The 24,302-nt window shown below is 65.6% G+C and carries 16 protein-coding genes and 1 tRNA gene; 13 read left to right on the plus strand and 4 right to left on the minus strand.

The window, feature by feature from the left end; all coding sequences use genetic code 11:
- Positions 1 to 211 precede the first annotated feature (211 nt).
- The 9 genes from GVM20_RS01415 (at position 212) to GVM20_RS01455 (ending at position 16,317) form a co-directional block, all read left to right on the plus strand.
- Positions 212 to 5,692 carry an AMP-binding protein gene (locus tag GVM20_RS01415; RefSeq protein WP_199799411.1) on the plus strand — a complete coding sequence of 1,827 codons (5,481 nt, stop codon included), beginning with the start codon at positions 212 to 214 and terminating at the stop codon, positions 5,690 to 5,692.
- Between the two features lie 104 nt (positions 5,693 to 5,796).
- A complete protein-coding gene (locus tag GVM20_RS01420) occupies positions 5,797 to 9,492 on the plus strand; it encodes an SDR family NAD(P)-dependent oxidoreductase (protein WP_166545534.1) in 3,696 nt (1,231 codons plus the stop codon).
- 16 nt (positions 9,493 to 9,508) lie between these two features.
- Entirely contained in the window at positions 9,509 to 10,435 is a 927-nt protein-coding gene (locus GVM20_RS01425) for an acetyl-CoA carboxylase carboxyltransferase subunit alpha (RefSeq protein WP_166545535.1), read from the plus strand.
- A gap of 127 nt (positions 10,436 to 10,562) precedes the next feature.
- The gene (locus GVM20_RS01430) at positions 10,563 to 11,213 is read left to right on the plus strand and encodes a hypothetical protein (RefSeq protein WP_234031797.1); all 651 of its coding nucleotides are present in this window, start codon (positions 10,563 to 10,565) and stop codon (positions 11,211 to 11,213) included.
- A 329-nt stretch (positions 11,214 to 11,542) separates the two neighbouring features.
- Positions 11,543 to 13,033 carry a serine hydrolase domain-containing protein gene (locus GVM20_RS01435; protein WP_199799400.1) on the plus strand — a complete coding sequence of 497 codons (1,491 nt, stop codon included), beginning with the start codon at positions 11,543 to 11,545 and terminating at the stop codon, positions 13,031 to 13,033.
- A 52-nt stretch (positions 13,034 to 13,085) separates the two neighbouring features.
- On the plus strand, positions 13,086 to 13,460 hold the full coding sequence (locus GVM20_RS01440; protein WP_199799401.1) for a DUF6249 domain-containing protein: 375 nt from the start codon (positions 13,086 to 13,088) through the stop codon (positions 13,458 to 13,460).
- Positions 13,453 to 14,028, plus strand: coding sequence for an RNA polymerase sigma factor (locus GVM20_RS01445; RefSeq protein WP_166545537.1), 576 nt, complete (start codon positions 13,453 to 13,455; stop codon positions 14,026 to 14,028). Before GVM20_RS01440 ends, GVM20_RS01445 begins: the two co-directional genes overlap by 8 nt.
- Complete coding sequence (locus GVM20_RS01450; RefSeq protein ID WP_166545538.1) at positions 14,025 to 14,354, plus strand: hypothetical protein; 330 nt, start codon at positions 14,025 to 14,027, stop codon at positions 14,352 to 14,354. Before GVM20_RS01445 ends, GVM20_RS01450 begins: the two co-directional genes overlap by 4 nt.
- A gap of 115 nt (positions 14,355 to 14,469) precedes the next feature.
- Positions 14,470 to 16,317, plus strand: coding sequence for a DUF885 domain-containing protein (locus GVM20_RS01455; protein ID WP_166545539.1), 1,848 nt, complete (start codon positions 14,470 to 14,472; stop codon positions 16,315 to 16,317).
- Between the two features lie 11 nt (positions 16,318 to 16,328).
- On the opposite strand, the gene GVM20_RS01460 is transcribed toward GVM20_RS01455, so the two are convergent.
- The 3 genes from GVM20_RS01460 to GVM20_RS01470 all read right to left on the minus strand — a co-directional run bounded on the left by GVM20_RS01460 (position 16,329) and on the right by GVM20_RS01470 (position 18,618).
- Positions 16,329 to 16,401 (minus strand) — tRNA-Thr (locus tag GVM20_RS01460).
- A 22-nt stretch (positions 16,402 to 16,423) separates the two neighbouring features.
- Entirely contained in the window at positions 16,424 to 17,308 is an 885-nt protein-coding gene (locus GVM20_RS01465) for a hypothetical protein (protein ID WP_166545540.1), read from the minus strand.
- The gene (locus tag GVM20_RS01470; RefSeq protein ID WP_166545541.1) at positions 17,305 to 18,618 is read right to left on the minus strand and encodes a replication-associated recombination protein A; all 1,314 of its coding nucleotides are present in this window, start codon (positions 18,616 to 18,618) and stop codon (positions 17,305 to 17,307) included. The genes GVM20_RS01465 and GVM20_RS01470 overlap by 4 nt, the downstream gene beginning before the upstream one ends.
- 115 nt (positions 18,619 to 18,733) lie before the next feature.
- Here GVM20_RS01470 and GVM20_RS01475 point away from each other — a divergent pair, with 115 nt between their 5' ends.
- Together GVM20_RS01475 and GVM20_RS01480 are read left to right on the plus strand one after the other, a co-directional pair.
- Positions 18,734 to 19,378 (plus strand): PadR family transcriptional regulator, encoded by a 645-nt coding sequence (locus GVM20_RS01475; RefSeq protein WP_166545542.1) that lies wholly within the window; start codon positions 18,734 to 18,736, stop codon positions 19,376 to 19,378.
- An 85-nt stretch (positions 19,379 to 19,463) separates the two neighbouring features.
- On the plus strand, positions 19,464 to 19,898 hold the full coding sequence (locus GVM20_RS01480) for a hypothetical protein (RefSeq protein WP_166545543.1): 435 nt from the start codon (positions 19,464 to 19,466) through the stop codon (positions 19,896 to 19,898).
- A gap of 13 nt (positions 19,899 to 19,911) precedes the next feature.
- Here GVM20_RS01480 and GVM20_RS01485 read toward each other — a convergent pair whose 3' ends face one another.
- Positions 19,912 to 21,102 (minus strand): glycosyltransferase family 4 protein, encoded by a 1,191-nt coding sequence (locus tag GVM20_RS01485; protein WP_166545544.1) that lies wholly within the window; start codon positions 21,100 to 21,102, stop codon positions 19,912 to 19,914.
- Positions 21,103 to 21,371: 269 nt separating this feature from the next.
- Here GVM20_RS01485 and GVM20_RS01490 point away from each other — a divergent pair, with 269 nt between their 5' ends.
- Together GVM20_RS01490 and serA are read left to right on the plus strand one after the other, a co-directional pair.
- Entirely contained in the window at positions 21,372 to 22,550 is a 1,179-nt protein-coding gene (locus GVM20_RS01490; RefSeq protein WP_166545545.1) for a phosphoserine transaminase, read from the plus strand.
- Positions 22,551 to 22,667: 117 nt separating this feature from the next.
- The gene (serA, locus tag GVM20_RS01495) at positions 22,668 to 24,254 is read left to right on the plus strand and encodes a phosphoglycerate dehydrogenase (protein ID WP_166545546.1); all 1,587 of its coding nucleotides are present in this window, start codon (positions 22,668 to 22,670) and stop codon (positions 24,252 to 24,254) included.
- Positions 24,255 to 24,302 lie beyond the last annotated feature (48 nt).

Raw genomic sequence — 24,302 nt, forward strand, 5'->3', positions numbered from 1 at the left:
CCGGGGGCGAAGGATCAAGCGTGAGATTATCGCGCCAAAGGGTGCGGAACTGTTTTCGATGCGCGGCGTTGTCGGGATAGGTGGCTATCGTGGCATATTCTTGCTCATGACGGCTGCCTTGTGTAATTTTGCTGCATTGTCGCCGAGCGTGGGGGATCGCGCACTGCGGATTTTTTGCGAATCGGGGGACGGCGTCATTTCTGTGAATAGCTTGCTTGCGAATGCGCCGGTGGCGCTGACCAATCCTGTCCGCACGCGTGCCGACTGGGAGGCGATGCGTGCTGCGGCGCTGGCTGATCCTGGCGCGTTCCACGGGGCGATTGCGGCCCGTAACATGCATTGGTTTGTGGCCGACATCGGCCCGGCGGGCGCTTGGATCGCCAAGGGTGAGGATGGAAGCTGGAGCGGCTGGGATGCCGCGTCCGCCGCGCCAGTCAGCCCCGATCTGCCCGCAGACTTCACTCCGTGGACCGCCGGGTTCGACGGCTCGAACGCCCCGCACTGGCGCTGGTTCGTGGGCGGGCGCACCAATGCCGCCTTTTCGGAACTCGATCGCCATGTGCTCGCCGGACACGGTGATGAAGCCGCGCTGATTTTCGAAGGTGACCGCTGGGATATGTCGGCGCTCGGCGGCAAGGGCGCGCCGATTGACTGTTTCAGCGTTAGTCGCAAGCAATTGCTGCTCGAAGTGGCGAAATGCGCCGTCGCACTCGAAGCGCTGGGCCTCAAGCCGGGTGACCGCATGGCCTTGAACATGCCGAGCATCGTGCCGCAGATCTATTGGACCGAGGCCGCCAAGCGGATGGGCGTGGTTTACACTGCGGTGTTTGGTGGGTTCTCGGACAAGACCCTGTCCGACCGCATCGCCGATACCGGCGCTCGGGTGATCGTCACCTCGGACGGCAGCTACCGCAACGCGCAGGTCGCGGCGTTCAAGAACGCCTATACCGATCCGGCGCTCGACAATTTCGTGCCGGTGACGACGGCGCTGTCGATCCTCTCCGCCCTCGACATGGGTCTGCCTGCTGCCGATGCGGCCACCATCGTCGATACGGTGCGTGAGGCGCTGAGCGGCGAGATTACGGTTGACCGTTCGGACGTGATGCGCGGCGTGGGCCGGGCGCTGATCAATCTCGGGGCAGAAGGGCGGATCACCTCGGCCGATGCCGCGCGGGTGCGGATCGCGATTGCCTCCAGCCTCGTGACCTTGCCGCCGCGCGTGGAAGCGGTGATCGTGTGCCGCCACACGCACCAGCCCGACGTGATCTGGCGCGAGGAGCGCGATCGCTGGAGCCATGAGCTGACCGATGCCGCGCTGGTGACGGTGCTGGAAAAGGCGCGCGGCGCAGGCTTCGCAGTGCAGACCGCCGCCGATCTGCTGGCGCTGTCCGATACGGATTTCGTCCGCGCGATCTGGGCTTCGTCCAAGCCGATGCCGGTCGATGCCGATTATCCGATGTTCTTCATCTACACCTCGGGCAGCACCGGCAAGCCCAAGGGGATCGTCCATTCGCACGGCTATGCCGCAGGCGTGGCCGAGACGATGGCGGCCAGCTTCGACGCGCGCCCGGGCGACACGCTGTTCGTGGTCGCCGATCCGGGCTGGATCACGGGGCAGAGCTATCTCATCTGCGCGCCGCTGATGACCCGGGTGACTTCGCTGGTGTCAGAAGGCTCGCCGGTCTTCCCCCACGCGGGCCGCTTTGCCTCGATGATCGAGCGGCATAACGTCACGATCTTCAAGGCGGGCGTGACCTTCCTCAAGGCGATCATGTCCGATCCGGCGAACCTCGCCGAACTGGAACGCTACGACATGAGCGGGCTTCGCGTGGCGACCTTCTGCGCCGAGCCGGTCAGCCCGTCTGTGCAGGCCTTCGGGATGGAGCATGTCACCCCGCGCTACATCAACAGCTACTGGGCGACCGAGCACGGCGGGATCGCGTGGACACATATGTTCGCGAATGACGATTTCCCGCTGCGCCCCGATGCTCACGCCTATCCGCTGCCGTGGATCGTGGGCGATGTGTGGGTCGAGGATGCCGATGCGGTCTTGCCGGACGATGCGCCGTTCACCCGCGCAGACGAAGGCGGCGTGCCGTGGCGGCGGGCGGACATGGGCGAGAAGGGCGAAATCGTCATCGCCGCGCCCTATCCCTATCTCGCGCGCACGATCTGGGGCGATATCGAAGGTTTCAAGGTCACCGATGGCCGGGTCGATCCCGCTTGGCGCGGTGATGCGGCGCGGTGGGAAGATGGCTACTGGAAGCGCTGGAAGGGCGCCTGGGCCTATACCCAGGGCGACTTCGCGATCCAGCATGAAGACGGCTCCTTCTCACTCCATGGCCGCTCGGACGATGTGATCAATGTCTCGGGCCACCGCATGGGGACCGAGGAAATCGAAGGCGCGGTGCTGCGCGACAAGGCATTGGCGCCGGACTCGCCGGTCGGCAACGTGCTCGTGGTTGGCGCACCGCACCGCGAGAAGGGCCTGACCCCGCTCGCCTTCGTCGTGCCCGTCGCAGGGCGAAAGCTCACAATCGAGGACAAGCGCCGGCTGTTCGACCTTGTCCGCACCGAAAAGGGCGCGGTCGCGGTGCCGGCGGACTTCATCGAGGTCTCGCAGTTCCCCGAAACCCGCTCGGGCAAATACATGCGCCGCATGGTCCGGGCGCTGGTGGTGGGCGAGGATGTCGGTGACGTCACGACGCTCCGCAACCCGGAATCGCTGGACGAATTGCGCAAGGTCATTGGCGACTGGCAACGCAAGCAGCGCATGAGCGACGAACAGGCCCTGTTCGACCGTCACCGCTACTTCCTCGTGCAATACAACACGGTTGCCCCGGGCAAGCAGGTCGCGACCGTCACCGTCACCAACCCGCCGGTCAACGCGCTGAACGAACGCGCGATTGACGAGCTGGTGCTGGTCACCTCCACCCTCGCGCGCGATGACAATGTGGTGGCGGTGGTCTTCACCGGCGAGGGTACGTCGTCCTTCGTGGCCGGCGCAGATATCCGCCAGATGCTGGAGGAGATCCACTCGGTCGAAGAAGCGATGGTGCTGCCGAACAACGCGCACCTCGCCTTCCGCACCATCGAGAACATGGGCAAGCCCTGCGTCGCGGCGGTTCAGGGCGTGGCACTGGGCGGCGGCATGGAGTTTGCGCTCGCCTGCCACTACCGCATTGCCGAGCCGACCGCGCGTTTTGGCCAGCCCGAAATCCGCCTGCGCCTGCTCCCCGGTTACGGCGGCACGCAGCGCCTGCCGCGCCTGCTGCTCGACCGGCGCGGAGCGGACGGCGTGCGCGATGCGCTCGACCTGATCCTCGGCGGGCGCAGCATCGATGCCGACGCGGCGCACGCGGTTGGCGTGGTCGATGAGCTGGTGAGCGGTGCGGAGGATGCGCTCTCGGCGGCCCATGCGGCGGTGCGCGATTTCGTGAAGCACGGTGCGGACTCTGCGCTCGGCCAAGCCTTTGCCGAACGGCAGGCGGCTGCGGCGCGCTGGGAAACCACAGCGGACGTCAGCCTTGATGCGGTGCTTGAGGATGATTTCCTCCAGCGCATCCTGCGCCAGCTCGACTGGGCCGGGCGGGGCAAGGCTGGCGCGCGGGCGCTGGATGCGGTGCGCGTGGGGCTTGAACAGGGCATCACGGCGGGTACCGCGCGCGAGGCCAAGCTGTTTTCCGAAGCCATCGTCGACCCCGAAGGCGGCAAGACCGGTATCCGCCAGTTCATGGACAAGATTGCGCCCCCGCTTCCGGTGCGGCGCGATGGCGTGTGGATTGATGCCGAGCACGAAATGCGTGCGCAGGCATTGGAGGCAGCAGGCGATCTGCTTCCTGTGGGAGCGCCGTTCTATCCCGGCGTGACCCCGATCCCGCGTCACCAATACGCCTTCGGCATCGCCCGCGATCCCGACACCGGCCAGCCGCGTTTCGGCCCCCCGGCGAGCCACGAGAAGGAGCTGATCGTCTCCGTCCCCGAGCCCGCGCCCAACGAGGCGCTGCTCTACATGCTGACCAGCGAGGTCAACTTCAACGACATCTGGGCGCTGACCGGCATCCCGGTCTCGCCGTTCGACAGCCACGAGGAAGACGTCCAGATCACCGGATCGGGCGGTATCGCGCTGGTCGCGGCGCTCGGCAGCGAGACGCGCGCGCAGGGGCGGATCAAGGTCGGCGATCTGGTGACCGTATATTCGGGGACGAATGATCTCCTGAGCCCGCTGGTCGGCAATGATCCGATGTATGCGGATTTCTCGATCCAGGGCTACGAGACCGAGACCGGCAGCCATGCGCAGTTCCTGACCGTGCAGGCCCCGCAGATGCACAAGGTGCCGCCTGACCTCACGCTGGAGCAGGCGGGGAGCTATGTGCTGAACCTCGGCACGATCGCGCGGTGCCTGTTCACGACCTTGCAAATCGCACCGGGGCGGACGCTGTTCGTCGAGGGTGCGGCGACGGGGACGGGGCTGGATGCCCTGCGCTCTTCGGTGCGCACCGGCTTGCAGGTGACGGGGCTGGTGTCTTCGGAAGAACGCGCGCAGTTCATCACGCAGGTGCAGGGCGCAGTGGGCGCGATCAACCGTAAGGATGCGCGCTTTGCCGATCTCTACACCGTGGTGCCAGAGGACAAGGCCGAGGCCATCGCGTGGGAAGCCGCAGGCGCTCCGCTGGTCGAGGAATTCAATGCGCTCAACTGCGGCAAACTGGCTGATTACGTGGTCAGCCATGCGGGCGAGACGGCCTTCCCCCGCAGCTTCCAACTGCTCGCGGAAGGCGGCACGCTCGCCTTCTATGGCGCCTCGTCGGGCTACCACTTCAGCTTCATGGGCAAGCCGGGCACGGCATCGCCAGAAGAAATGCTCCGCCGCGCGTCCTTGCGCGGGGGCGAGGCGGTGCTGATCTTCTACGGCCCCGGATCGAGCGAATTGCTCGATGAAACCGGCCTCGAAATGATCGAAGCCGCACGGCGCTTCAACGCGCGCTCGGTGATCGCCACCACCACCGACGGACAGCGCGAGTTCCTGCAATCGCTGGGGCTGGAAGACGCGATCGAGGGCATCGTCAGCCTCGAAGCGATCCGCCGCCGCGAGGGCGCGAACTTCCACTGGCCCGACACCATGCCGCGCCTGCCCGACGCGAAGGCCGATATCGAGGTCTTCAAGGCCGCCGTGCGCGACTATCAGGATCGGGTGATGAAGCCCTTCGGCTCGGCGGTGGGCAAGATCCTGCGCTCGCCCGACAATCCGCGTGGCAGCCCCGATCTGGTGTTCGAGCGGGCCGGGCAGGACACGCTCGGCATCTCGACCTCGCTTGTAAAGCCCTTCACCGGGCGGGTGATCTTCGCCGAAGACCTGACCGGCTGTCGCTTCACCTTCTACGCCCCGCAGGTCTGGACCCGCCAGCGTCGCATCTTCATGCCCACCGCCAACATCTTCGGCACGCACCTGTGCAACGCCTACGAGGTCGCGCGGATGAACGACATGATCGCCGCAGGGCTGCTCGAAGTGACCGAGCCTGAGGTTGTGCCGTGGGACGGCCTCCCCGAAGCGCATCAGGCGATGTGGGACAACCGGCACACCGGATCGACCTATGTGGTCAACCACGCGCTCCCCGAAATGGGCCTGCGTAGCCGTGACGCGCTCCTCGAAGCGTGGGCGGCGCAAGGAACCGGGGAACCGGAACCGTAAGGCGTGCGTTGCGATAATTGAAACGTTCTTCGCTCTCCTCCCCAGAGATTGAACGATCCGGCAAGCCAAGGGTGCTTGCGCTATAATTTTGTGAGGAGAGTGCTATGGCCGCGTCCAAGCCGAATACCAAAGCTGCGCCTGGTGAAACCATCACGGGCCGCCTCGCTGGCAAGATCGCCGTCGTCACCGGCGCGGCGGGAAATCTGGGCGGGCATATCGTCACGCACTACCTTGCAGAAGGCGCAACCGTGGTGATGACGGGCCGCACGCCCGACCGTACCAAGGCGGCGGCGGACGCGCTGATCAAGGCGACCGGCGCTGACCCTTCGCGGATCGCCACGGTGGCGCTCGATGGCGGGGACATCGCCTCCGTCCGCGCGGCGATTGCCGAGGTGGTGGCGAAGTTCGGGCGGATCGACATTCTGGTCAACAATGCCGGCAGCGCCGGGCCGAAGCAGCCGATCGAGAACCTGCCGCTCTCGGCGGACGAACTCGCCGCACTTCAAAAGCAGGGCTCGACCGACAGCGAGACCGTAGGCGATGCGCTGCGCAATATCTTTGGCGTCGCCTGGAATGTCGCGCGGGTCGCGGCGGAGCACATCCCCGAAGGCGGCTCGATCATCAACGTTTCGACCATTTTCAGCCGCACGCCCTATTATGCGCGCGCCGCATACGTGGTCCCCAAGGCGGCGATGAATGCGTGGAGCCGCGAACTCAGCCTCGAACTTGGCCCCAAAGGCATCCGCGTCAATCTCGTCTACCCCGGCCCGATCGAAAGCGAGCGCATTCGCAACGTTTTTGCCGCAATGGATGCGGCACGGGGCGACGACGCTGGTACAACGGCCACGCAATTCTTCGACATGATGAGCCTCGAACGCGCCACGGGCGGCAACGCAAAGGCCAAGACCTTTCCGACGCCGACCGATATCGCGACGACCTGCGTATTCCTCGGCTCGGACGAAAGCGCGGCTTACAATGGCCACGATTTCGAAGTCACCCACGGCATGTCCGTGCGCAAGGAGCAGCGCTCGACCTATCTGGCGCGGCCGACCATGCGCTCGATGGACGGCACGGGCCTTGCCGTGCTGATCGCGGCGGGCGACAATTTCGAAGAGGCGCTGGAAATCGCGCAGGTGCAATTGGCCTGCGGGGCCGAGGTCGTGCTCGGCCTGCCGCGCGCTGCGGACGTTGCGATTGCCGAAAAGCGCTGCAAGGCGCTGGGCCTGTCCGACAAGCTCGCCATCATCCGTTTCAGCCGCAAGGACCCGGCGGGGATGGAAGAGGCGTTGGAGGATTACACCAAGGGCGGCACACCGGTAAGCGGCGCGCTGTTCCTCCCTGCCTTGAGCGCAGGTGAGCTGGCCGGGGCGATCACCGAGGCCGACGACAGCGTGGTCGAGGCGCTGATGGACGCGGAACTCGCTGGCAACATGGCGCTCGCCCGTACGCTGAGCCGCTACTGGAAGCGTCACGACAACCTGCTTCAGCCGCCGCGCTTCGTGTTTGTCAGCCATGCCAGCGACGGGAAGGGCGATATCTACGGCCACATCCTGCGCGCCGCGACCGAACAGCTGATCCGCATCTGGCGCGACGAGAGCGAGATCGACACCGCCCATGGCCGCCGCCGTCAGGCCGAGTGGGGCAACCAGATCGTGCGCTTCACCAACACCGAGGCCGAGAACATCCGCTTCACCGCAGGCCACGCCGCGCGCATTTTGCTGAAGGAAAGCAAGCTGGGCGAGATCACGCTCTACGTCCCGTCGAACATCGGCGAGGCGACCGGTGCGCGCAAGGCAATGCCCGGCTTCTCGGAAAACATCACCGGGCTGCATCTCGGCAAGGTCGCGCTGATCACCGGCGGTTCAGCCGGGATCGGCGGTCAAGTCGCGCGCCTGCTGGCGCTGGCTGGCGGCAAGGTGATGATGGTCGCGCGGCGCGAGAGCGAGCTGGCCGTGGCCCGCGCGCGGATCGTTTCCGAGCTGGAGGACATCGGCTTTGCCGGGGTCGAGCGCCGCGTGCAGACCCTCGCCAATGTCGACGTCAGCAACTTCGAGAGCCTCAAGGGTGCGGTTGACGCGACGCTCAAGGCCTTCGGGCGGATCGACTACCTGATCAACAACGCGGGCGTCGCGGGTGCGGAGGACATGGTGGTCGACATGGGGGTCGACGCCTGGAACTACACGCTCGATGCCAATCTGGTGTCGAACTACTTCCTGATGCACCACGTTGCGCCGCTGATGAAGGCGCAAGGGTCGGGCTACATCCTCAATGTTTCGAGCTACTTCGGCGGCGAGAAGTACCTCGCGGTCGCCTATCCCAACCGCGCGGATTACGCCGTCAGCAAGGCCGGGCAGCGCGCGATGGTCGAGAGCATGGCGCGCTATCTCGGGCCGGAGGTGCAGTTCAATGCGATTGCGCCGGGGCCGGTCGATGGCGACCGCCTCTCGGGTACCGGCGGCAAGCCCGGATTGTTCGAACGACGCGGTAAGCTGATCCTCGAGAACAAGCGCCTCAACGCCGTCCACGCCGCCGCCATCAAGGCGATCCGGCGCGGGGTGCGGGTCGAGGCGGTGCTGGCGCGGCTCGCCCGCAATGACACCACCAAGATGAGCCATGACACCAACAACCCGCGCGAATTGCGCGAGCTGGCGCTGGCCTGCGCGCGCGAGGGCGACGGGGCCTGTACATGGGATCAGTACCTGCTGACGCCCACCATCGCTGCCGCGCTGATCGGCCGGCTGCGGCAGGCGGGCCTGTTCCTTGACGCGCCGGAGTGGAATGACCGTCCGGCCACGCCGGAAAACGACGCCGACTGGCTCCTGCGTGTGCCGCCGGAAGACACGCCCTTCCTCCCCGCCGACAAGATCGCGGTGGAGGCCAAGAAGGTCGGCACCGGCGTGCTGTCCAAGCTCTATCTCGGCAAGATGCCGACCGAGCATGACGTGGCGCAGGCCACGGTGTTCTTCCTCGCTGACCGGGCTGTCAGCGGCGAGACCTTCATGCCCTCGGGGGGCCTTTCCGTGGAACGCTCCACCACCGAGCGCGAGCTGTTCGGCTCGCCGAAGCAGGAGCGGCTTGACCAGATGCGCGGCAAGACCGTGTGGATCATTGGCGAGCATCTGGTAGACTACCTCGCCGAGACTGCGCGCGCCTTCATCGAGGATTGCCATGCCGCCAACGTGGTGCTGATCACCCGCACCGCCGAAGGCTTCGAGGCGATCAAGGCACAGCTTGATCCCGACACCGCCGCTTCGCTCACATCGCTGGTCAAGACCACCGATATCGAAGCCGCGATGGACGAGGCGCTGACCGAGTGGGGCAAGCCGACCACGATCCTCTCGACCCCCTTTGCCGCACTTCCCGGCAAGCTGTTCGGGCAGGACGATCCGCTGACGCCCGAGGAGTTCCGCACCGTGGTGGCCGACAACCTCACCCACCACTTCCGCGTCAGCCGTCGCGCGTCGCTCTATGATGATTGCCAGCTGGTGCTGACCAGCCCTGATGTGCCGATGGGCGACAAGTCTCCGGCCTTCGCGCTGGCGAACTTCATCAAGACCACGCTTCACGCCTTCACCGCGACCCTCGCCGTCGAGAACGAGCGGCTGGTGCATGACGTGCCGGTGAACCAGATCAACCTCACCCGCCGGGTGCAGTCCGAAGAACCGCGCGATCTCGACGAGCATCTCGAAGAGGTGCGCCGCTTTGCCCGCGCGGTGCTGCTGGTCGGCGCGCCGCTGCCGGATGCGGAAGACTCGCGCTACCGTGCGCGGATCTATCGCGGTATGTCGATGACGGTGTGATGGGCTGCGCGAGGCGATGATCCAGTATCTGCCGTTCGAAAAACCGATCGAGGCGCTCGACAAGCATGTGGCGGAGCTGTCCGCCCATGCCGAGGGCACCGAGGAAGCGCGGATGCTGCGCGAGCGGGCGGACAAGCTGCTTGCGGACACCTATGCGCGGCTGACCCCGTGGCAGCGCACGCTGGTGGCGCGCCATCCCCAGCGCCCGCGGTTCGAGAAGCTGGTGGCGGGGTTGTTCGAGGACTTCCTGCCGATCGCGGGCGACCGTGTGTTCGGGGACGATCAGGCAATCATCGGCGGCTTTGCCCGGTTCGAAGGCCGCAAGGTGGTGGTGATCGGCCATGTGAAGGGCGAGGACACGCCCGGACGGCTCAAGCACAATTTCGGCATGGCCCGGCCCGAAGGCTATCGCAAGGCGATCCGGCTGATGGAGCTGGCTGACCGTTTCGGCCTGCCGGTGGTGACGCTGGTGGACACCCCCGGCGCGTTCCCCGGGGTCGATGCCGAAGCGCGCGGGCAAGCCGAAGCCATTGCCCGCTCGACCGAGGCGTGCCTTGCCTTGGGTGTGCCCTTGATCGCGGTGATCATCGGCGAAGGCGGGTCAGGCGGCGCGGTGGCGCTGGCGGCGGCGAACCGGGTGCTGATGATGGAACACGCGGTCTATTCGGTGATCTCGCCCGAAGGCTGCGCCTCGATCCTGTGGCGCAGCGCCGCGCAGGCCGCCACCGCAGCCGAGGCGATGCGGGTGACGGCGGGCGACCTGCTCAAATTGGGCGTGATCCACCGCATCGTTTACGAACCCAAAGGCGGCGCGCACCGGGATGCTGCCGAGACCGTCAAGCGCCTCACGCTCGCCTTGCGCGCGGAACTGAACGCGCTGTCGGCGCTGACGCCCGCCGAGCTTCGGCGCGAGCGTGAGGACTTCTTCCTGCGCTTGGGCTAGGCGGCGGGCACTACTGAAGCCGAGGGATGGGCGGATTCACTCCATGTTCATGGCCCATAGCCAGAACTGCCATCCACCATGCTTCGCCAGTCTCGATCCTAGGAAAACCACTGTGTTGCGCGCGGCATTGATCTTGGCGGCTATCGTGCCGCTGCCGGGCTTTGCCGCCGTAGCCGAGGACGCTGTGAGCACGGCGCAGCTATCCGCGCATCTGCCCGACCTCGACGACGCCGATCTGCCGCTCAAGGCCGTGCGCGCCGCGCTCCCTGATTGCGAACCCGGTTGCATCACACCAGGCGAGGCAACCGCGATGGCGTTGTCTGCCGCCGAGGGGGAGGCCCAACCCGGCCGATTCCTGCTCGATATTCGGGGCGGCGGGCAGAGCTTTCAGGGCGAACTCGGCACCATGATGTTCGTCAATTCCCGGCAGGATTATGCGACACTCGGCACGCTCACCATCGCGTTCGAGCCCGAGGCGCTGCAAGCGCTGCTGCGCCGCGCGCAGGTGTGCGGCGCGGCCGACGTGGTCGAGGGCCAGATCACCGTCAAAGCCTGCTACACCGACGGCCCGCCCGATCTCAACATGTTCACGATGATGCAGCGGCTGAACGGCCGGCGCATCATCGTTGAGGGCGATGTGCGACGGCAATGGATCGATTCCCCGATCGGTTCGCCCAGTCCGGTCGCCAACAAGCGCGGCGAACATGAGGTGGGCTATTATCAGGTCTGGGTGCACGTCACCGAAGCCGCGCAGGTGACCTTCGCCGACGAGGGATAGCGATAGTTGCGGATCGGAGTGCACGATACCGCCACAACAGAAGCCTGCGCCGCCTCTCAGCGATCTAAGGTGCACCATCCCGCCGCCGCTTCAATCACCGGGTCGGGCTGGGCAGAGCGGGACGCATAGACCTTGAGCGGACAATCGAACCCTGTTCCGCCGCATCTGCGATGGTGAACGTGTGTTTTCGCTCGAAGCCTGCATTCCGGTTTGGAGTGCCCGCTGCTGGTCTTTGATTATCTGTGAGCACATCTGCATCCAAAGACGGCTGACGATGCATCTAACCTGTCGACACCCTGCATGGCTTTGCCTTCCACGGAGAGACGACAGTGAACCGAGCATTCCGGAATATCCTCTACAGCGCCGCCTTCCTTGCGCCCCTGCTGGCTGGCGCGCCAGCTCTGGCCGGGCCGGTCAGCACGACGCTTCCTGATACTGAAGCGGGGCGGATCGGCGCGGCGGTCATCGCGCAGATCAATGCGGGTCGCCCCGAGCAGACCGAAGCGTGGGCGCCCACCATCCTGTCGCCCGCGTTCGATCCGGCGGCCAAGGAGGCGATCCTGACGCAGCTGGCCGTCGCCGCCCGCGAGAGCGGCGGGGTGGATTTCGTGGACGCGCGCACGCAGGGACCGCCGGGTATGCTGGTGGTGACCATCAAGGCACGTCGCACCGGACAGCTGGCCGCGCTTGTCCTGCTGCCCGACCTGGAGCAGCCCGGAAAGCTCGTCATGGCAGATCTGGTCCCAGTCGATCCGCCCGAGCTCTATGCGGACTGGCCCAAGGCAGGCGCATCGCCGGACGAGATCGCGCGCCTCGCCAAAGCCGCGCTCGACCGGCTGGCATACACCGCCGACTTCTCCGGGTGCCTCACGATATCGGATGGCGCCGCGACCATATTCGACCAGTGCCGTGGCCTTGCTGACCGCAGCTTCGGCACAATGAGCGATGCAGAAACCAAATTTCGCATCGGTTCCATGAACAAGATGTTCACGGCCGTGGGGATCGGGCAGCTTGTCGAAGCGGGCAAGCTGCGCTGGGACACGAGCCTCAGCGAGGTGATGCCGGAATATCCCGATCAGGCGGCGGCGGCCAAAATGACAGTCTGGCAGCTGCTGCATCACACGGCCGGGCTCGGCGATTTCTTTGTGCCGGAGTTTTTCCAGAACCGCGAGACGTTCGTCGATCCGGCGGACTATCTCGATCTGATTTCCCGCCAGCCAACGCTGTTCGAACCGGGCGCGGACTGGAGCTACAGCAATGCCGGCTACGTGTTGCTGGGAAGGGTCATCGAGAAGGTCTCCGGCGAGAGCTATTTCGACTACATCCAGCGGCACATCTTCGCGCCTGCCAAGATGGTGGCCAGCGGGTATGACACGCAGGAGGACGTGACCCCGAAGCTCGCGACCGGCTATTTCCGGGAAGGCGCCTTTGCCACGACCTGGAAAGCGAACTGGCTGACTCTGCCCTTCAAGGGGAGCCCCGCCGGGGGCGGCTATTCGACCAACGCCGATCTGCTGCGTTTTTCCGGCGCGCTGCGCAGCGGCGAGCTGGTCGGGGCGGAGACGCTCGCTGCGATGTTTGTCGACAGCGTGCCGGTGGGTCCCGGCGCCTATGCCGCCGGCTTCGGCGAGCGATTGTCCAACAACCGCCACATTCGCGGCCACGCGGGCGGCGCGCCGGGGATGAGCGCCAATCTCGCCATCGTCTGGGAGACGGGAGCGACCGTCGCCATCACGAGCAATCAGGGCGACACCCCCACGGCCATGCTGCTCAGCGAGCGGCTCGCCGACCTTCTTGCCGGGCAGGAGGCCGCGCCATGATGGACACACCCGCCGGTCTGCTAGGGTGCCAGAAACAAGAGGAGCACGCCTGATGGAGCTACTGCCGTTCTTCATTCCGACCATCATCATGGTGACGCCGATCATCATCCTGCTGATCTTTCTGCGTTATCGTGCCCGCCAAACCCAAGAGCGCTATCGCACCCTGCTGGCGCTCGCCGATAAGGGGGCGGAGTTGCCGCCCGGGCTGCTCGCCGAAGCGCAAGACCCCGATGCCGACCGCCGCCGTGCGCTGGTGCTTATGGGCGGGGGTCTCGGGGTGATGGCGATGTGCGCGGCCCTCCCGTTCGAGATGCACGATGGTGCGCGTATCTCCAGCCTGTGGGGGATCGGCCTCCTGCCGCTGATGATAGGTCTGGGCTATCTCGCGAACTGGTGGCTCAACCGGCGTGACGATATGCGTGACTGACAGCGAGGCCGAAGCACGGATCGATCAGGCGCTGGTCGCGCGCGCGCTGCTGGCTGGCGATGCCCGCGCCTTCGAGCAGCTTGTCCGCCGCCATCAGGGTATGGTCCGCGCGCAGCTGCGCCGCCTGCTTCATGGCGATGCCGCGCGCGCGGATGATCTGGCGCAGGAAACCTTCCTGCTCGCATGGCGCAAGCTGCACCAGTTCCGGGGCGAGTCGCGTTTTGCCACCTGGCTCTACCGGATCGCCTATTTCTGCTTTCTGCAATCCGCGCGCAGGTCGCCGCTCCCCGCGGATCCGCGCGGCGACGAGGCCGCCGGAGCGCAGCCATCGGTGAGCGGGGAGGTTGCGCTTCGGCTCGATCTGGAGCGCGCGATGCGCGGACTGTCTGGTGACGAGCAGGCCGTTCTGCTGCACGTCGCGCAGCTCGGCCTCAGTCACGAGGAGGCCGCCTATGTGCTCTCAATGCCGCTCGGCACGGTGAAATCCCATGCGCGGCGCGGGAAGGACAAGTTGCGGCAGATGCTTGCCGATTGGCAGGGTGCATCTCTGGAAGGAGACGGGCCATGAATGACGAAATTGACGATGGGATCGATCGCCTGCTGCGTGCTGCCGCGCCTGAGCCGGTCGAGGACGAGGGCTTTTGCGCAAGGCTTGCCGAGGCGCTACCACCGCGCCGTTCGCGCGCCAGATGGCCGCTCGCGCTCGGCATTGTCGCAGGGATTGCGGCGTGCTGGATCACCATGGGATCGGCTCAGGTCACGCAGGCTGGCTGGCAAGATTGGCTGGCGGGCGAGCTGACGCCGTCGGCGCTTGTGCTGCTTGCGGCCGCAGCCGGCCTCTGTTTGCTGGCACTGGCCTGGACGCTCGCCGAGGCGCAAGAACAGGCTTCGTAGGACCGCGCACTGCCTATGATGCTCGGCGCGAAAGCCCCTTCACCCGCTTGGCAATGCCCGCTAGGCCAAGCGCTCATTGCTCTTGATCGAGCATCGGTCAGCGACAGGAACCCAGATGACACGCACATTTTCTTGCAGCCTTGCCACTGTTATCGCCGCGCTGATGCTGCCGAGCGCGGCCGCGCTGGCGCAGGATAGTGCCGCCGCTGTCGCTGCTCCGGGCGCAGATTTCGCGCAGGAAGATGCGCGCTTGACCGCCTTTCTCGATGCGGAATTTGCCGAGTGGCTGAAAATGCAGCCCCAGCTTGCCACCCGATTGGGGATGCAAGAGGGCGGGGATCGCTGGAACGACATTGGTGATGCAGCAGCCAGCGCGCAGGTTGCTTGGCGTGCAGCCAGCGTGGCCAAGATGCGCAGCGCATTCGACCGCGCCCGGCTGTCGCCCGAAGCGCAGGTCAATTTCGACATCTGGGCGCTTGAGGCAGAGCGCGCGGCTGAATCACAGAAGTTTCGGGTCTACCGCCCACCGTTCTATTCGCGGCTGTATTCTGCGCACAGCCAACTGCCCGATTTTCTGGTCAACACCCACACGGTCGCAGACCGAACCGATCTGACGAATTACATCGCTCGCCTGCGCGGCATTCCGGCTGTGCTTGATCTTGCCATCGAACGTACCAGGGCGAGCGAGGCGGCGGGCATTCGTGTGCCGCGCTTCCAGATTGAAACTATCATTGCAGGCAGCCGCCAACTGATTACCGGCGCGCCCTACGGGGACGGCCCGGATGCAGCGCTTTGGGCGGACGTCAAGGCCAAGACCGAGGCATTGGTTGCCGCTGGCAAGCTCACGCGCGGCGATGCCGATGCGCTGCTGGACGAGGCGCGCAGCGCCATTGTTGATTTGCAACCCGCTTACCAGCGGGTGATTGCCTGGGCTGAAGCGCGCCTGCCCGATGCGCCCAGCGGTCGGGTTGGGGCGATCACGCTACCGGGCGGCGCTGACTATTACGCCGCCGAGCTGAAGCTCAACACCACCACCGATCTGACCGCGGAGCAGATCCACGCGATTGGTCGCTCGGAAGTGGCGCGGATTGAGGCCGAGCAGGATGCGCTGGCGCAGAGCGCGGGTTTTGCCGATCGGCACGCCTATTACGACGAACGCGCCCGGCTCTTCCCACCGCGTCCCTATGACGATGCGGCGCGCGCCGAATATCTCGCCACAGCCAACGCCTTCGTCACCAAGACCCGCACCTTGCTCGAACCCTATTTCGGCACCTTGCCCGCCTATGGCATCGAGGTGGTGCGCGAACCGGCTTTCTCGGAAGTGGCAGGCGGCGCTGCCCACGCTTCGGCCCCCAGCCCCGATGGTTCGCGCCCGGCGCGCACCTATGTGCACCTTGTCGGCAACACGCCCGATCCTGCAGCGATGTTCACGCTGATGTGTCATGAGGCGATCCCCGGCCATAACATGCAGGGCGACATTCAGGTGCGCCAGAGCGGCGGGCCCAAATTCCGCTCGGTCACTGGCTATGTTGCGTTTGGCGAAGGTTGGGGCCTCTATGCCGAGGCCATGTGCAAGGAAATGGGCGCGTTCCCCGACATTGCGGCCGATTTCATGCGGCTGGATGCCGAACTGTTCCGCGCGGCGCGGCTAGTGGTCGATACGGGCCTCCACGCACTCGGCTGGACCGAGGATGAAGCGGTCGAATACATGAACATCACCGGCCGCCAGCCGCTGCAACGGTCGCGGTCGGAGGTGCGCCGCTACATCACGCTGCCCGGACAGGCCACCGGCTACAAGATCGGCATGATCAAGATCATCGAGCAGCGGCGCAAGGCTGAGGCCGCGCTCGGTAGCAAGTTCGACATAAAGGGCTTCCACGACCTGCTGATAGCTTCGGGTTCACAGCCCCTGTCGATCCTTGAACGCCGCGTCGATGAGTGGATCGCCCGCCGTTCGATGTGATTGCAGATCGGTGCCGGCTACAGGATTCGAACCCGTGGCCCCCTGATTACAAATCAGGTGCTCTACCAACTGAGCTAAGCCGGCTCACCGTGAGCGCGCCTTAAACTCACCACGCACCGAAAGTCCAGCCTTCGGTGCGGGCGATGTCGGGGGTGAGGGTGGGCGGGTGCCATAGATCCCGCTCTCCGTGCACGCGACGCAGCCAGGAGGCGGTCAGCAGCGCGTCGGAGGAGTGGTCGTCGATTGCGCCCGTCCCTTGCACCGGCGGCGAGCCGAGCGCGTCCAGGGCGTCGTTGAGGGCCTCGTAGCTTCTGATCTTGGTTGCCGACCCTGTCACTCCGCCGAGGCGCGCGGCCATCGAAGTGTAGATCTCGGTCACGACCGAGCCTTCCTGCGGCAGCGGATCGACCGGCCAGACCGGCACCTTCCCGCCGAGCCGGTGCAGCATCCGCATCCCCGTCAGGCTCGACTTGCCGACTTGGGCCGCGCCGACGAGGTTGAAATTGCTTACCGGGCGCACGCCCTGCTGGCGCTGGGCGGCCTCGGCCACGCGGAAGCGGCCTTCGCGGGTGGCTGCGCCGGGGAGGAGGAAGCGGTCCCCTGTCGACCCCGCGCCGTGACGGAAATAGCGCGAGGCCTCGGGATGGGTCACAAATCCGCCCGCTTCAAGGTGCGGATAACCGGCACATAACCCGTCGATCAGCGCCCATAAACCCCGCGCGTCGGCAGGCGAAGCGTCCCATTCAGGGAAGAACGCCCCGGAATCGACAAAGGGCAGCGAAATGCCGAGGTCGAGACCGACCAGCGTGGCGCCCGGCAGATTGTGCAGAAGCGCCAGGACCTCGCTCCGTGCCCAGCCTTTCGGATCGGGCGGGCTAATCAGGACCGGCGCCCCGCCCTCAGCCAGCGCGAGGGCCAGCGCGATGCCCTTTTGCCGCGCGCCTTTTGCGCCCGACCAGTCGACGGCGAGGAAGTGCGTGAAGCGGGTCATCCCCGCTCGGCTCTGAGCTTGTCCCAGTAGTCGAGCCGCTTCTTCACCTCGCGCTCGAACCCGCGTTCGACGGGGGTGTAGAACGTCTGTGGGTCCATCTCCTCCGGCCAGTAATTGTCCCCCGAAAAGCCCTCGGGCGTGTCGTGGTCGTAGGTGTAGCCCTTGCCGTAGCCGAGGCTCTCCATCAGCCCGGTCGCCGGATTGACGATGTTCATCGGCGGCATCAGGCTGCCGGTTTCCTTGGCCGATTTCCACGCCGCCTTTTGCGCCAGATAGACGGCATTGGATTTGGGCGCGGTCGCCAGATAGAGGCAGGCCTGCGCCAGCGCCAATTCGCCCTCGGGGCTGCCAAGGAAGCGGTAGGCCTCCATCGCGGCCATGCATTGTGTCAGAGCGTGGGGATCGGCGAGGCCGATGTCCTCCACCGCCATGCGCACCAGCCGCCGGGCGAGGAACAGCGGCTCCTCGCCAGCGGTCAGCATCCGCGCGAGGTAGTACAGCGCCGCCTGCGGATCAGACCCGCGCACGGCTTTGTGCAAGGCGCTGATGAGGTTGTAATGCCCGTCGCGGTCCTTGTCATAGACCGCCACCCGGCGTTGCAGGAAGCTGCCCAGCATCGCCGGGTCGAGCGGTTGGGTGAGGCCTGCGGCATAAAGCGTTTCGGCCTGACCTAACAGGAACCGCCCGTCGCCATCGGCTCCGGCAATCAGCGCGGTGCGGGCTTCGGGGGTGACGGGGAGGGGGCCTTCCAGCGCCTCCGCCTTTTCGAGCAGCGCCGCCAGCGCCGCCTCGTCCAGCCGGTTCAGCACCAGCACCTGCGCGCGGCTCAGCAACGCAGCGTTGAGGGCGAAGCTCGGATTCTCGGTCGTCGCGCCAACCAGCGTCACCACCCCGCGTTCGACATAGGGGAGGAAGCCGTCCTGCTGCGCGCGGTTGAAGCGGTGAATCTCGTCCACGAATAACAGGGTCTTGCGGCCAGCGCCCGCCATCTTCTCGGCCTCGGCAAAGGCCTTCTTCAGGTCGGCCACGCCTGAAAACACTGCGCTGATGGCGACATAGCGTATCCCCACAGCGTCAGCGAGCAGGCGGGCGATGCTGGTCTTGCCGGTGCCGGGCGGCCCCCACAGGATCATGCTGGCGAGCTTGCCCGCCGCCACCATCCGCCCGATCGCGCCGTCCGGGCCGGTCAGGTGCTCCTGCCCGACCACTTCGACCAGCGATGCCGGGCGCAGACGGTCAGCCAGCGGCGCGTCGTCCGAGGGCGCGCCGGACGGGGGCGGGGATGCATCTTGTCCGAACAGATCAGTCATTCATCGGGCGTGATAGGCCTGTCGGCGGAAAAGTGAAATCTCCGCACGGCCACTCCTTGCAAAGATAGGTCTAAGATATATCTTGGATACATCGAAACGCACAAAGGAGCGTGACATGACGTGGAACAAATATGGTCGCGGCAATGGCTGGGACAAGCTCGGCGAAGCAATCGCGATGATGGCGATGAGCGGCAATGCCAACATGGGCGGCCCGGCCTTCAAGGCGCGCTGGCGCTGGGACAGCGAAAACGAGGGCGACCGTGACGGCGAAGGCGAAGAGCGCGGTCGCCGTCAGCGGCGCGGGCGGATGTTCGGCACCGGTGAATTGCGGCTCGCACTGCTGGCGCTGATCGCCGAAAACCCTTCGCACGGCTACGAACTGATCAAGGGCATCGAAGAGATGACCGGCGGTGCCTATGCCCCGAGCCCGGGCGCGGTCTATCCGACGCTGCAACTGCTCGAGGATGAGGGCGCGATTGCCGAGGCCGACGCGGAAGGCTCGAAAAAGCCTTATGCGGTCACGGCGCAGGGCGAGGCCGAGCTGGAAGAACGCAAGGTCGAAGTGGCCGAACTGCTGCGCCGCTTGGGTCGTCACGGGGAACGCACCAGCACGGTCCGCTCGCACGATGTGTTCCGGGCCATGGGCAACCTCGGCTCGGTGCTCAAGAACCGCGCCAAGGCGGGCAAGCTTGACGAGGCGACCATCAATGAAATCGTCGATATGATCGACGAGATGGCCAAGCGCATCGAACGCTTGTGAGCTCACACAGCCGCGATTGCGATTGATGTAAGTTAGGAATACACTCTCCCCCGACCGGGTCGCGCCGGACGGGGGAGGGGCACCCATGAACGATACGACACTCGGCGCCGCCAAGGTGCCGTGGCATTTGTGGCTGATTGGTGGATTGTCGCTGCTGTTCAATGCCATGGGTGTGATCAGCTACACCATGACCAAGTTCGACATGCTGGCTGAAGCTGGCATGACGGCGGATCAGATCGCTTTCATGAACGCCTATCCCGCCTGGGCCAGCGCTTTCTGGGCGCTCGGCGTGTGGGGAGCGTTTGCCGGATCGGTGCTGTTACTGCTGCGGTCGCGCTTTGCGGTCCCGGCGATGGTGGCAGCGACCATCGGCCTCGTCGGCACCACGGTTTACAACTACGGCCTGATCGAAGTGCCCGCTGCGATGGAAGCGCCTGCGCTCGACATCGCGATCTGGGCGGTGACGCTTTCGCTGCTGCTCTATGTGCGGCGGATGGCGGCTGCCGGCGTCCTCAAGTGACCGCGCGCGCCAATCAGGCGGCCCGCGCCGTCTGTGCCGTACGGCGTTCCTCGACCAGCCGGACATAGGTGTCGGCGACGACCTGATTGATCGCCTCCCAGCTATATTCGCAGGCTCGCGTCTCGCCCGCCGCGCCGTGGGCGGTGCGCAGTGCCGGATCAATGCAATAGGGGGCGAGGGCGGCGGCAAAGGCGGCGGCATCGCTGTCCTTGGCACCTGACGGCGCGACAAGGCGACCGGTGACACCATCGGCGACCAAACTGGCACTGCCGGTGGCCCCGGCGGCAACCACGGGCAGCCCGCTCGCCATCGCTTCCAGCGTGACATTGCCGAAGGTCTCGGTGACGCTGGGGTTGAAGAACACGTCTCCGCTGGCGAGCGCCTGTCCCAAAGCCTCGCCAGTCTTGAAGCCGGCAAAGATACCCCCGGGCAGGTTCGTCTCGAACCAGCTGCGGGCCGGGCCATCGCCGATCACCAGCACCTTGTGCGGCGCGCCCGCGGCGCGCAGGCGCACGATGGTTTCGGCGAAGACATCAAGGCCCTTTTCCATCACCAGCCGCCCAAGGAAGACGATGGCGACATCATCATCGGCCAGCCCCAGGCTGCGGCGCCATTCGGGATCGCGGCGGGCGGAGGAAAAGATCGTGCGGTCCACCCCCCGGCTCCACAGGCCGATGCGGGTGTGCATCCCCATAGCCAGCAATTCGTCGATCATCGACTGCGACGGCGCCACCAGCGCATCGCAGCGATTGTAGAACCGGCGCAGGCCCTTGACGATCAGCGGTTCGAGGAAGGCCATGTTGTAATAGCGCGGATAGGTCTCGAACCGGGTGTGGACGCTGGCCAGCACGGGGATGCCGTGCGCGCGTGCCCAGCGGAGCGCATTATGCGCGGCGGGATCGGGCGAGGACAGATGGACGATATTCGGCCCGAACTCGGCAAGGTCACGCTTCACATCGGCACCCAGATGGGTCGGCATCCGGTATTCACCGCGCCCCTTCACTGGCATCGGCACATTGGGAAGGCCGACCAGATCACCCGTCGCCGGGAAATCGGGATTGGCGACCTTGGGCGAATAGACGCGCACCTTGGCGCCCTTGGCCAGCAGCGAGCCGACCAGACGATTCAGCGCCTGATTCGCCCCGTCGCGGGTGTAGTTGTAGTTGCCACTGAACAGGGCAATGCGAAGATCGGAAATGTCCATGGAACGGCCTGATTAGTAACATTTGCAGCGCTTGGCGAGGGGCAGCGTGAGGCTTCGGTCCCTCCCCGTTGCGTAGCAATGGGGAGGTGGCAGCCCGCAGGGCTGTCGGAGGGGTTGGTCCCGCGCCACCTCTCTATCCCTGCGGGACTGGGAGGGACCAAATCGCGCGCCGCCCCCTTTCGTGATTGACTCCTCGCTCCCGGCCCCTAAAGCCGCCCACGGGCCACGCGGTCCCAACGCCGCGCGAGCTCTCTGCAAGGAGAGAATACATGACTGAGTATGCACGCGGGCTCGCACACGAGCCGACGCTTAAGCCTGAACGCCCTTTCTTTTCCTCGGGCCCCACGGCGAAATTCCCCGGCTGGTCGCTGGACACCCTCAAAACCGAAGTTCTCGGCCGCTCGCACCGTTCGGCGCTGGGCAAGGCGCGGCTGAAGTACGCGATTGACCTGTCGCGCGAGCTGCTCGGCATCCCCGATGATTACCTGATCGGCATCATGCCCGCCTCCGATACTGGCGCGCTTGAAGCGGCGATGTGGTCGATGCTCGATCCCGCGCGCCCGGCGACGGTCGCCGCGTGGGAAAGCTTCGGCAACATCTGGATTCAGGACGCGGTGAAGCAGCTCAAGCTGCCCAACCTGCAAGTCCTCACCGCCGATTATGGCGAGATCCCCGATCTCACCACCATCCCGCAGCGCAATGACGTGGTGTTCACCTGGAACGGCACGACCTCTGGCGCGATGATCCCGAACACCGACTGGTTGGAGCCGGGCCGCGAGGGCATCACCATCAACGACGCCACCAGCGCGATCTTCGCGCAGGAAATGGACTGGTCGAAGCTCGATGCGACGACCTACAGCTGGCAGAAGGTGATGGGCAGCGAAGCGCAGCACGGGATGCTGATCCTCAGCCCCAAGGCGGTTGCGCGCATCGAAAGCTACGATCCGCCGTGGCCGATGCCCAAGCTGTTCCGCATGAAGAAGGGCAACAAAATCAACCTTGGCATCTTCGCCGGTGAGACGATCAACACCCCTTCGATGCTGGCGACCGAAGATTACATCGCGGCGCTGGAATGGGCCAAGAGCATCGGCGGGCGCAAGGCGCTGGTCGAGCGGGCCAATGCCAATGCCAAGATCGTCAAGGACTGGATCGAGGCGACCCCGTGGCTGCGCAACATGGCGTCCGATCCGGCGCAGCAGACCAACACCGGCGTGTGCATGGTGTTCCAGGGCGAATGGTACGATGCGCTCTCGGATGACGACAAGGCGGGCGTGCCCAAGAAGATCGTCAAGCTGCTCGAAGAACGCAATGTCGGCTTTGACTTCAACGGCTACCGCGACGCGCCGCCGTCCTTGCGTATCTGGTGCGGCTCGACCGTCGAGCAGGAGGACCTGAAGCGCCTGCTGCCGTGGATCGAATGGGCCTACGAGAAGGTCAAGAACGGCTGAGGCCGTCCACGCTCGCGTCGCCCCGGACTTGATCCGGGGCCGCTCTCCCCAATTCCCAATGCGCGTGTTGCGCGCGGTCCCGGATCAAGTCCGGGATGACGATGGAAGGTATTCCCAATGACCCGTCCCAAAGTTCTCATTTCCGACAAGATGGATCCCAACGCCGCCCGCATTTTCGAAGAGCGCGGCTGCGATGTTGATGTCATCACCGGCGAAACGCCCGAGCAATTGATCGCCCGCATCGGCGAATATGATGGCCTCGCGATCCGCTCCTCGACCAAGGTGACCAAGGCGATCCTTGATGCTGCCACCAACCTCAAGGTGATCGGCCGCGCCGGCATCGGGGTCGACAATGTCGACATCCCCTACGCCTCGTCCAAGGGCGTCGTGGTGATGAACACCCCGTTCGGCAACTCGATCACCACTGCCGAACACGCCATTGCGCTGATGTTCGCGCTCGCCCGCCAGATCCCAGAAGCCAACGCGCAGACGCAGGCGGGCAAGTGGCCCAAGAGCGGGTTCATGGGCGTGGAACTCACCGCCAAGACCCTCGGCCTGATCGGCGCAGGCAATATCGGCTCGATCGTCGCCACCCGCGCGCTTGGCCTGCGCATGAAGGTGATCGCCTATGATCCCTTCCTGACCGAAGAACGCGCCGTGGAAATGGGCGTCGAGAAGGTCGATCTCGACACGCTGCTCTCCCGCGCCGATTTCGTCACGCTGCACACCCCGCTGACCGAGGAAACCCGCAACATCCTCAGCCGCGAACGGCTGGAGAATGCCAAGAAGGGCATCCGCATCATCAACTGCGCCCGCGGTGGGTTGATCGACGAAGCGGCGCTGAAGGACTGCCTCGAAAGCGGTCAGGTGGCGGGCGCAGCATTGGACGTGTTCGAAACCGAACCGCCTGCTGCCGATCACCCGCTGTTCGGCGCGCCAAACTTCATCTGCACCCCGCACCTTGGCGCTTCGACCACCGAGGCGCAGGTCAATGTAGCGCTGCAGGTGGCCGAGCAGCTCGCCGACTATCTCGTCAACGGCGGCGTCACCAATGCGCTCAACGTGCCGTCGCTCTCGGCCGAGGAAGCGCCCAAGCTGCGCCCCTATATGTCGCTCGCCGAAAAGCTCGGCAGCCTTGTCGGCCAGCTGGCGCATGGCAACCTGACCCACATCAGCATCGAACGTGAAGGCGCGGCGGCTGATCTCAACGGCAAGCCGATCACCGCCGCCGTGCTGTCGGGCTTCATGCGCCGCTATTCGGACACGGTGAACATGGTCAACGCGCCCTTCCTGGCGAAGGAGCGCGGTCTGGATGTCAGCGAGATCCGCCATGATCGTGATGGCGCGTTCAACACGCTGGTGCGCGTGACGGTAGAAACCGCACAGGGCCCGCGTTCGGTCGCAGGCACACTGTTCGGGACGGAATCGCCCCGTCTGGTTGAAATCTTCGGCATCGGGATCGAAGCGGAACTGTCGGGCCACATGCTCTACATCGTCAATGACGACAAGCCGGGCTTCATCGGCCGCATCGGTACGCTGCTGGGCGCGCGCGGGATCAACATCGGCACCTTCAACCTCGGCCGCCGCGAAGCGGGCGGGGAAGCGGTGCTGCTCTTGAGCCTCGACGAAGCCCTGACGCCCGAAGTGGTGGCCGAGGCCGAGAAGGTTGAAGGCGTGAAGCTGGTCAAGGCGCTGGCGTTTTAGGAAAGATGGCGTCGCCCCGGGCTTGACCCGGGGCCGCTGTCGGCTCAG

Source organism: Porphyrobacter sp. SLTP (assembly GCF_009905735.1).
Classification (GTDB): Bacteria; Pseudomonadota; Alphaproteobacteria; order Sphingomonadales; family Sphingomonadaceae; genus Erythrobacter.

Bases quoted from the DNA above. Each gene is read 5' to 3' on its own strand.
- GVM20_RS01420 (WP_166545534.1), top strand. From the start codon at position 5,797: ATGGCCGCGTCCAAGCCGAATACCAAAGCTGCGCCTGGTGAAACCATC.
- GVM20_RS01425 (WP_166545535.1), top strand. From the start codon at position 9,509: ATGATCCAGTATCTGCCGTTCGAAAAACCGATCGAGGCGCTCGACAAG.
- GVM20_RS01440 (WP_199799401.1), top strand. From the start codon at position 13,086: ATGGAGCTACTGCCGTTCTTCATTCCGACCATCATCATGGTGACGCCG.
- GVM20_RS01450 (WP_166545538.1), top strand. From the start codon at position 14,025: ATGAATGACGAAATTGACGATGGGATCGATCGCCTGCTGCGTGCTGCC.
- GVM20_RS01455 (WP_166545539.1), top strand. From the start codon at position 14,470: ATGACACGCACATTTTCTTGCAGCCTTGCCACTGTTATCGCCGCGCTG.
- GVM20_RS01465 (WP_166545540.1), bottom strand. From the start codon at position 17,308: ATGACCCGCTTCACGCACTTCCTCGCCGTCGACTGGTCGGGCGCAAAA.
- GVM20_RS01470 (WP_166545541.1), bottom strand. From the start codon at position 18,618: ATGACTGATCTGTTCGGACAAGATGCATCCCCGCCCCCGTCCGGCGCG.
- GVM20_RS01475 (WP_166545542.1), top strand. From the start codon at position 18,734: ATGACGTGGAACAAATATGGTCGCGGCAATGGCTGGGACAAGCTCGGC.
- GVM20_RS01480 (WP_166545543.1), top strand. From the start codon at position 19,464: ATGAACGATACGACACTCGGCGCCGCCAAGGTGCCGTGGCATTTGTGG.
- GVM20_RS01485 (WP_166545544.1), bottom strand. From the start codon at position 21,102: ATGGACATTTCCGATCTTCGCATTGCCCTGTTCAGTGGCAACTACAAC.
- GVM20_RS01490 (WP_166545545.1), top strand. From the start codon at position 21,372: ATGACTGAGTATGCACGCGGGCTCGCACACGAGCCGACGCTTAAGCCT.
- serA (WP_166545546.1), top strand. From the start codon at position 22,668: ATGACCCGTCCCAAAGTTCTCATTTCCGACAAGATGGATCCCAACGCC.